General features: G+C 70.7%; 11 protein-coding genes. 7 read left to right on the top strand and 4 right to left on the bottom strand.

Annotation, left to right across the window (positions count from 1 at the left end):
- Nucleotides 1–229: 229 nt before the first annotated feature.
- A complete protein-coding gene (locus NQ151_RS08900) occupies nucleotides 230–664 on the bottom strand; it encodes a DUF1801 domain-containing protein (RefSeq protein WP_257527796.1) in 435 nt (144 codons plus the stop codon).
- Nucleotides 665–840: 176 nt separating this feature from the next.
- Between NQ151_RS08900 and NQ151_RS08895 the strand changes: the two genes are divergently transcribed.
- Entirely contained in the window at nucleotides 841–1,128 is a 288-nt protein-coding gene (locus NQ151_RS08895; protein ID WP_257527795.1) for a hypothetical protein, read from the top strand.
- A gap of 106 nt (nucleotides 1,129–1,234) precedes the next feature.
- On the opposite strand, the gene NQ151_RS08890 is transcribed toward NQ151_RS08895, so the two are convergent.
- A complete protein-coding gene (locus NQ151_RS08890; protein WP_257527794.1) occupies nucleotides 1,235–1,966 on the bottom strand; it encodes a hypothetical protein in 732 nt (243 codons plus the stop codon).
- On the bottom strand, nucleotides 1,950–2,405 hold the full coding sequence (locus tag NQ151_RS08885) for a hypothetical protein (RefSeq protein ID WP_257527793.1): 456 nt from the start codon (nucleotides 2,403–2,405) through the stop codon (nucleotides 1,950–1,952). The genes NQ151_RS08890 and NQ151_RS08885 overlap by 17 nt, the downstream gene beginning before the upstream one ends.
- A gap of 115 nt (nucleotides 2,406–2,520) precedes the next feature.
- Between NQ151_RS08885 and NQ151_RS08880 the strand changes: the two genes are divergently transcribed.
- The 6 genes from NQ151_RS08880 (at nucleotide 2,521) to NQ151_RS08855 (ending at nucleotide 7,307) form a co-directional block, all read left to right on the top strand.
- Nucleotides 2,521–3,270, top strand: coding sequence for an ABC transporter ATP-binding protein (locus tag NQ151_RS08880; protein WP_257527792.1), 750 nt, complete (start codon nucleotides 2,521–2,523; stop codon nucleotides 3,268–3,270).
- Nucleotides 3,270–4,022, top strand: a complete 753-nt coding sequence (locus NQ151_RS08875) for an ABC transporter permease (protein WP_257527791.1) — start codon at nucleotides 3,270–3,272, stop codon at nucleotides 4,020–4,022. The genes NQ151_RS08880 and NQ151_RS08875 overlap by 1 nt, the downstream gene beginning before the upstream one ends.
- Before the next feature lie 132 nt (nucleotides 4,023–4,154).
- On the top strand, nucleotides 4,155–5,174 hold the full coding sequence (locus tag NQ151_RS08870) for a zinc-dependent alcohol dehydrogenase (protein ID WP_257527790.1): 1,020 nt from the start codon (nucleotides 4,155–4,157) through the stop codon (nucleotides 5,172–5,174).
- The gene (locus tag NQ151_RS08865; protein ID WP_257527789.1) at nucleotides 5,171–5,572 is read left to right on the top strand and encodes a 6-pyruvoyl trahydropterin synthase family protein; all 402 of its coding nucleotides are present in this window, start codon (nucleotides 5,171–5,173) and stop codon (nucleotides 5,570–5,572) included. The genes NQ151_RS08870 and NQ151_RS08865 overlap by 4 nt, the downstream gene beginning before the upstream one ends.
- The gene (locus tag NQ151_RS08860) at nucleotides 5,569–6,594 is read left to right on the top strand and encodes a glycosyltransferase family 4 protein (protein WP_257527788.1); all 1,026 of its coding nucleotides are present in this window, start codon (nucleotides 5,569–5,571) and stop codon (nucleotides 6,592–6,594) included. Before NQ151_RS08865 ends, NQ151_RS08860 begins: the two co-directional genes overlap by 4 nt.
- Nucleotides 6,591–7,307, top strand: coding sequence for a RibD family protein (locus tag NQ151_RS08855; RefSeq protein ID WP_257527787.1), 717 nt, complete (start codon nucleotides 6,591–6,593; stop codon nucleotides 7,305–7,307). The genes NQ151_RS08860 and NQ151_RS08855 overlap by 4 nt, the downstream gene beginning before the upstream one ends.
- On the opposite strand, the gene NQ151_RS08850 is transcribed toward NQ151_RS08855, so the two are convergent.
- Nucleotides 7,280–8,059: an EI24 domain-containing protein gene (locus NQ151_RS08850; RefSeq protein ID WP_257527786.1), complete on the bottom strand. Its 780-nt coding sequence runs from the start codon at nucleotides 8,057–8,059 to the stop codon at nucleotides 7,280–7,282. The two genes, NQ151_RS08855 and NQ151_RS08850, sit on opposite strands and share 28 nt — an antisense overlap.
- Nucleotides 8,060–8,287: the final 228 nt, after the last annotated feature.

The following is an 8,287-nucleotide window of genomic DNA, read 5'->3' as shown; positions in this document are numbered from 1 at the left end:
CTCTGGCCCGACACCGGCTCTCCTATCGTGCTGACCGTGCTCTCAAGCAAGAGCTCAGCCGACGCAGAACGAGACGATGCGCTCATCGCGGCCGCCGCAAGGGCTGCGATAACAGCACTCAGACCTGCGAGTACCCGTTCTCGCGGGTGAAGATCATCGCGTCTGCCGGCGATGCCCGGGATGTCGAAGTGCCCCTGTCCGCGATGCTCGGGCCAGGTGCCCTCCGGGCTCAGGTCTGCGCCTGGTTCAGATCCTCGGTCACGTAGCGGTAGCCGGTTGCGATGAGCTCCTCGAGGACGGCCAGGTCCACATCGGCCAGCGTGTTGACATAGAGGCAGGACTTGCCGAGCCGGTGCTTGCCGAGCCTTTCCAGCAGCGCCGGCGCCTCGGGTTGCAGATGTGCGCCGTAGATGGTCAGGCTGGCCTTGCGGGGGGAGAACCCCGCGGCGAAGGCGTCGCCGCTATGGCCGGAGTCGTACTCGAAGTGGTGGTGGCCGTAGCCGACCATCGTGGGCCCCCACATGACCGGTCCCTGACCGGTGATCCGCCGGTACATCAGATCGAGGGTCTCGGCATCGGCACGCCGTACCGGATGCTCGACGTTCGCGATGAACTCCTCCGCGGAGACGTCGGTGGCTTTCGTCTTGTTCTCGTAGGGCGCCATGGGGCCATCCTGCAACTGCGACCCCACCGAGGGAAGACGCTCGGCTTCGGGGCCGACTCAATACCTGATGGCACGCCGAGAATGCAAGGGCGCCATGCATACTCGTCGGTTCTGTTTTCCTTGTTGCTCGGTGCGCAACCGCACCTGCACCCGTATTCACAGCAAGGAACACAGCCATGAGCAACACCCCCCAGAACGTCCGCGTCTCGCGTGTCTCGACCGAGACGAAGGCAGCTTTCAAGACGACCGAGTTCATCGCGTACGTCGTGATCCTCGTCTCCATGTTCATCGCCTCTGCCGTCGTGGACAACGGCGAGGACGGCCAGGGATTCGGCGCCGACCACGTGTGGCTCTACGCCACGCTGCTCACCATCGGATACATGATCAGCCGGGGACTTGCCAAGTCCGGCAGCCGCGAGTTCTACGACCGCGACGACCGTGCAGACCAGGGCGTTCGCCACTGACCGTTCGTTCTACTACGAAGACCCCCTGCAGCGCAGGGGGTCTTCGTGCTTCCGGCCCCCGCCGACAGCGCGACCACCATGCGCGCCGGGTGCCCATGTCCGGGCCTTATCGCCGGGAGCCCGAGGTGGCTAGCCGGTCCACAAGAGCGGGCAACCCGCAGGAAGAGTGGGTCGGGATCAGGCGCAGCATCCAGCAGGCGACCTGCACCGCCACCGCGAAAGCCGCACCGATGGCCATCAGCATCGCCGCGCTGCCGCTGGTCGGCCAGCTCGCCAGCGCGACCAGGCCCAATCCGACGACGAATGCTCCTGTGGGAATCGCCACGATCGGTGGCATCCGCCCTGCCGGCACAGCGTGCCGCGAGGCATCCCACGCTGCCGTCCCCACGGCCAGAGCGGCGGTGCCCAGCACGACCCCGATACCGAGGCTGACCGCCTCGGCGGGAGCATGTCCGGCTGTCACCGCGTGGCCGAAGAACGACATCGCCACCGCCAGCAGTGCGACCTGCGCGGCGGCACCTGCCGCCGCCACCGACACCGCATCCGGGCGCCGGCTGTCCTGCCGTTTGCGGGGGATATGGGCCCATGCTTCGGTGCGGTGATGACGTTCCAGCAGGGCGATCAAACCCAGGGTCACCGCAGACGAGAGCAGGGGCGTGACGGTGTTGTTGCTCGTCGCGAGCAGCGTGAGCACCGCAATGCACAGCATCAGCGGGGAGCAGAGCCAGTCCAGGACCGTCGCGGCCATGTAGGAGCGTCGTGCCGCGGGGATGTCCAGCGGATGCTGGAGTGGGCCACTGCGGTGCCCCAGCTGCCCCGGTTCACTGATGTGCGACATGATTCCCCCACGGGACATGACTGACGTGGCGCCCGTCGATACCGCCGCGTGCGATGTCGTAGACCTTCTGCCGGGACACCCCGAGGTCTGCGGCCACCGAGACGGCGCTGTACTCGTCCAGCAGCTCGTTCACCGCGGTGGCCCGCACCGCAGACGCGCGGGAGTTGAGGTGTGATGCCAGCGAGCTGACCTCGGCGGCGAGCAGCGCAACGGCATGCGGCCCGCCGAACGGCTCCGTCCAGTTCGGTTGCCCCGATGACGCTGCGGCGAACAACGCGTCACCCGCGTCGGCGAGCGTTCGCGCGACCAAGGATGCCGCTACGCCCTGCTTCTGAAAGCGAGCCACCGCATCGTCCACGCTGCCGTCGAACGCGCGGTGCGCGAGTACGTCGGTCCACGTTGCGGTCTCTGTGGCGCTCTCTCGGGTGTCATGAGGCACGGCCGCTCCCTTGTTCTGCCGAAAGTCTACCCGGGGTTGACAGCCCGTCAAGGGGGATGCCAGTGTGTCACCCCAGGGATGACACACATCCCGATTCTGAACAAATGAGGAACGGATGTCTTTGATCGATCTTCAAGGGGTGCGCAAGAGCTTCGGCGACGTCGAGGCCCTCCGCGAAGTCACCTTCTCCGTCGCCTTCGGCGAGGTGTTCGGCCTTCTCGGTCCCAACGGAGCGGGAAAATCGACGACGGTGGAGTGCATCGCGGGGACGTTGAAGCCGGATGCCGGCCGCGTGTCGGTTCTCGGGGTGGAACCCACCGGACACCGACGCTTCGTGCGCGACCGGGTGGGCTACCAGCTGCAGTCGGCGGCGTTGCCGCCGGCGCTGCGGGTCGGGGAAGCCCTCGACCTATTCGCGACGTTCTACTCCCTGCCCGCGGACGTCACGGAACTGCTGGATCTCGTCGGTCTCACCGGTCAGCGGCGCCGGCCGTTCGGAGCACTGTCGGGCGGGCAGAAGCAGCGTCTCTCCGTTGCGCTGGCGCTGGCGGGCAACCCGCGCGTCGCGATCTTCGATGAGCTGACGACGGGACTCGATCCGCAGGGGCGTCGCGATGTGAGAGCGCTGATCGAACGAGTTCGAGACACCGGACTGACGGTGCTTCTGGTCACCCACGACCTGGACGAGGCCGCGCGGCTCTGCGACCGGGTCGCTGTCATCGACCGTGGCCGGACGCGTTTCGTCGGCACGCCCGATGAGCTGATCGATTCGACGAGACCGGCATCGGGTGCGGCGCACGGCTTGGAGGACGCCTACCTGCGTCTGCTCGATCCGGCGCTGTCTGCGACACGAGGGGAAGCGTGATGCGTGTTCTTTCTGCACTGACTCGGGTCGAGGCTCTGATGTTCCTCAGAAATCCGATGAGCGTCTTCATGGCGTTGCTCCTGCCCTCGCTGCTGCTCATGCTGCAGGCGTTCGTGATCCCGGGCACGCTGGAGCCGATCGGGGGCGGCGGGGCGCTGGAAGAGTTCCGGCCCATCGACTTCTTCGTTCCGGTGTCCGCCGCGGTCGCGATCGCGAGCGTGGCCATCACCAACTACCCGGCGGCAGTCGGGGCCTACCGGGAAGCGGGTGTCCTCCGCCGGCTGGGCGTCACTCCGGTCGGCGCGCACCGCGTGCTGCTCGCGCAATGGGCCGTCAGCGGCGTCACGCTGGGGGCGGCGCTGGTGATCGCGTTCGCGCTCGCCGGGCTCACCTTCGGTGCGGTGCCGCCGGTGAATCCCGTGCTCGCGGTGCTTGTCATCGTCAGCGGAGCCATCGCGATGATGGCGGTCGGCTCGGTCATCGCGGCCGTCGCCGGGAGCGCTCAGATCGCCTATGGCTTGGGGTTCCTCGTCTTCATCGCGTGCCTGTTCACCGCCGGCATGTGGACGCCGGGACCGCTCATGCCCGAAGCGACCGAGGCGATCGCCGCGTTCACCCCCATGGGCGCGATGACGCTGGCGCTCACGGATGCCTGGTACACCGGCGCCGGTTCGCTCGCGCCGTTCGCCGTCATGGTGCTGTGGGCGCTGCCGACCGGCGCGATCGCCGTGCGCGTGTTCCGCTGGAGTTGAGGAGTCTGCCGCAGCGTACGGGTAACGCACCTCCGCAGCGCACCCCCTCGCCCGCGCGCGCCTCACCCGGCAGAGTGGGCACAGCCGACGACCCGGGGGGCTCGGGTCCGTGGGAGCGCGGGGGTGGAGCGAATGGGCGATGACGCCGAGGCGACCAGCGGGATGGATGTGATGACCCACGGCACCGCGTACTGGGTGGAGGCCCCCGGGACGGGGGCGCTGCGTAGCGAGCCGATCGCCGCGCCGGCGTCCGGCGACGTGCAGGTGCGCACCCGGTACACGGCGATCAGCCGGGGGACCGAGGCCCTGGTGTACCGCGGCGAGGTGCCCGAGCGCGAGCGCATGCGCATGCGGGCGCCGTTCCAGCAGGGCGACTTCCCCGGCCCCGTGAAGTACGGCTACCTCAACGTCGGCGTCGTCGAACGTGGGCCCGGTTCGCTGCAGGGCAAGACGGTGTTCACACTGTTCCCCCATCAGTCCCGGTTCGTCGTCCCCGCGACGGCCGTCGTTCCGGTACCCGATGGCGTGCCCGCCCGGCGTGCGGTGCTCGCCGGCGCCGTCGAGACGGCGGTGAACGTGCTGTGGGATGCCGCGCCCCTCACCGGCGACCGGCTCACCGTCGTCGGTGCCGGCATGATCGGGTGCGCCGTGGCCCGCCTCGCGCGCGGCATCCCCGGCATCGACCTCGCCGTCGTCGATGCGGATGCCGGCAAACGCGCCGTCTGCACGGCGCTCGAGGTCCCGTTCCACCTCCCCGCCGATGCCCCCGGCGACCGCGACATCGTCATCGACACCAGCGCCTCCGAAGACGGGCTGCGCCTGGCGCTGCGGACCGCGGTGACGGAGGGAGTCATCGTCGAGGCGAGCTGGTTCGGCAGCCGCGACGTGCGGCTGCCGCTGGGGGAGGACTTCCACTCGCGACGCCTCACGCTGCGCTCCAGCCAGGTGGGCGCGGTCGCGCCCGGGCGGCGCGGCACGCGCAGCGCGACCGACCGGCTCGCCCTCGCGCTGGAGCTGCTGCGCGACCCCGCCTTCGACGCGCTCCTCACCGGCGACGCACCGTGGCGCGAACTACCGGCGGTCATGGCCGCGATCGCCGACGGCGGCTTGACCGGGCTGTGCCACACGATCGACTGGAGTGATGCACCATGACCTACACGCTCACGGTGCGCGACCACATGATGATCGCGCACAGCTTCTCGGGTGCCATGTTCGGCCCCGCGCAGCAGTTGCACGGGGCCACTTTCGTCGTGGATGCCGCCTTCCGCGCGGCGCGGCTCGACGAGCACGGCGTCGTCGTGGACATCGGACGTGCCGCGGAGGTGCTGCGCGGCATCCTCGCGTCGCTGACCTACCGCAACCTCGACGAGGACCCGCGATTCGGGGGGGTCAATACGACCACCGAACGGTTGTGCGCCTTCGTCGCCGAGCGCCTCGTCGTCGCCGCCCGCGCCGGCGAGCTGGGCCGCGCCGCAGATGCCCTCGACGCCATCGCCGTCACGCTGCACGAGTCGCACATCGCGTGGGCGACGTACGAGGTGGCGCTGTGACCGGCGCGGTGTCGTTCGTCGTGCCGCCCGGCATCGACGACCCGGCCCGGGTGAGCGGCGGCAACGTCTACGACCGGCGCGTGCGCGACGGGCTGACCGGCCTGGGCTGGCGGGTCCGCATGGCGGAGGCTGCGCCTGCGGATGCCGGCGAGCTGCGGACGGCGCTGCGGGGTGCAGCCGACGGCGGGCTCGTGGTCGTGGACGGGCTCCTGGCCGGTGTCGGCGCGGACGTGCTCGTCGAGTCGGCCGCGCGGCTGCGGCTCGTGGTGCTTGTGCACATGCTGCGGGCAGCGCTGCCGGACGCCGACGCGGGCGTCGTCGCCGACGAGCGTCGCGCGCTGGGCGTCGCGCGGTTGCTGATCACGCCGAGCCAGTGGCTCCGCGGGCAACTCGCGGGCGACGGCGTGGGCATCCCCATCGTCGTCGCCCCGCCGGGCACCGCAACGGCGGGTGCGGCGACGGGTACCCCGGGCGGGTGCGCGCTGCTGTGCGTCGGGGTCGTTGCGCCGCACAAGGGGCAGGACGTGCTCATCGACGCCCTCACCGCGCTCGGGCCCGCCCCGGACTGGGTCTGCACGTTCGCCGGCGCGACGGAAGCCGATCCCGCGTTCGTCGCCGCGCTGCTCGCCCGTGCGGCCGCGCTGGGAAAGGGGGAGCGGATCCGATTCGCGGGCGTGCAGACTGACGCCGGGATGGACGGCCTCTACCGACGCACCGATCTGCTCGTCGCGCCGTCTCGCGCCGAGGCGTACGGGATGGCGATCGCGGAGGCCCGCGCCCGCGGCATCCCCGTCATCGCCAGCCGCGTCGGCGGGATCCCGGAAGCGGTGGGGCCGGACGGTGCCGCGCTGCTCGTGTCGCCTGGGGATTCCGCAGCGCTCGCGGATGCGCTCACGCGGTGGATGACGGATGCCGGCCTGCGGCGGCGCCTCACGAGCCAGGCGCGTGACGTGCGGTTGCACGGCCGTGCGTGGGAAGACACCGTCGCCCGGGTCGCGACAGCATTGGCGGACGTGCCATGAAAGCGGCCGGCCGGCCGTACGTCACCCTCAGCTGCGCGATGTCGCTGGACGGGTGCCTGGACAGCACCGCCCCGCATCGCATGGCGATGTCGAACGCGGAGGACTTCGACCGCGTCGACCAGCTGCGCGCCGACCATGACGCGATCCTGGTGGGCGCCTCCACCGTGCGGCGGGACAACCCGCGACTGCTGGTGCGCAGTGCGGACCGTCGCGCCGCGCGGGTCGCGTCCGGACGGCCCCCGTCGCCGGCGAAGGTGACGGTCACCGCCACCGGCGACCTGTCTGCCGACGCTGCGTTCTTCACCGCGGGCGACGGTGACAAGTTCGTCTACTGCCCCCGCGGCGCGGCGGACGCACTCACGCGTGCGGTGGGCGACCGGGCGACGGTCGTTGCCCTCGGCGACGCGGTGGTGGCGATGGCCGACGCGCTCGCCGATCTGGCGCGCCGCGGCATCGCGCGGCTCATGGTCGAGGGCGGTGGGCGCATCCACACGCAGTTTCTCGCGCAGCGGCTGGCCGATGAACTGCAGCTGGTGATCGCACCGTTCTTCGTGGGCGAGGCCGGCGCGCCGCGCTTCGTGCAACCCGCCCGGTTCCCGTGGGACGAAGCGCACCGGGCGCGGCTGTTGGACACCCGCCGGATCGGCGACGTCGTACTGCTGCGCTACGCGATGTCGGCGCGCGGTCAGGCCGAGGCCGACGCAGGCCGGTGACCGCCGAGGGCCGCCGGCCCCGCGGTGTCCTGCTCGAGCAGTGACCGCGCCAGCCGGGTCGATCCCGCCACCGCTGCGGGCATGGTGGCGACCGCGCCGAGGGGCACCAGGAAGCACAGCTGCGTCGCGACGCCGAAGCCCAGCATGCGCGCGCGGTGCGCTCGCATGAGCTTTCGCCGTGCGGCGGCACCGATGCCGCGTGCCGAGAGCGCCCGTGTGGCCAGTTCGTCGGCGAGCAGCCAACCGGTCAGCAGCACGCCGCAGACAGCACCGAGGATGCCGCCCACCACGGGGACCAGGCCGACCAGCGCGGCCAGCAGGGCGACCCCGACGCCGCGCACGAAGAGCGCGAGCCCATCGCGAACTGAGCGCCAGAATCCGTAGTCGGCGTCGATACCGGCGCTGCCGGCATCCGCCTCCACGGCCTTCCAGATGCGGTCGTAGAACGGCTCGCCGATGAACAGGGTGAGCACCGTAAAGGTGACAGCCACCAGCACGAGCGCCGCCCCCACCATCGCGGTGCCGACGGCGAGGCGGATGACGGTTGCCCACAGCGCCGGCCAGCCGTCGGCGAACGGGGTGGCCGCCTCGGTGAGGTCGGGCAGGAAGACGCCCAGCGTGATCAGCCCCGCCAGGAACAGCGCGCCGACGATCACCGCGGGGACCAGGCCCAGGGCCATGAGCCCCGGGCGTCGACGCCAGAATGAGAATCCGCCGCCTAAGAAGGCCATTCCCCGGGTGAACTCGCGCATGTGACCCGAGCCTACCGGCGGGGCGTCAGCGCTCAGCCGCGTCACGAGCGTAGGAGATGGTGCGAGCGTAGGACATTCGCTGCGGCATCCGTCCTACGGTCGCCACATTTCCTGCGCCCGTCACGCGCACCGCCTAACGGGTGAGGCCCACGCGACGCAGCAGCTGGGCGTTGAGGGCGACCACGACGGTGGATGCCGACATGAGTACCGCGCCGACCCACATCGGCA

It is taken from the genome of Microbacterium sp. zg-YB36, from assembly GCF_024623575.2.
Classification (GTDB): Bacteria; Actinomycetota; Actinomycetes; order Actinomycetales; family Microbacteriaceae; genus Microbacterium.
The sequence above is the reverse complement of the archived record's forward strand: the minus strand, read 5'-3'. Positions and strand labels throughout refer to the sequence as shown.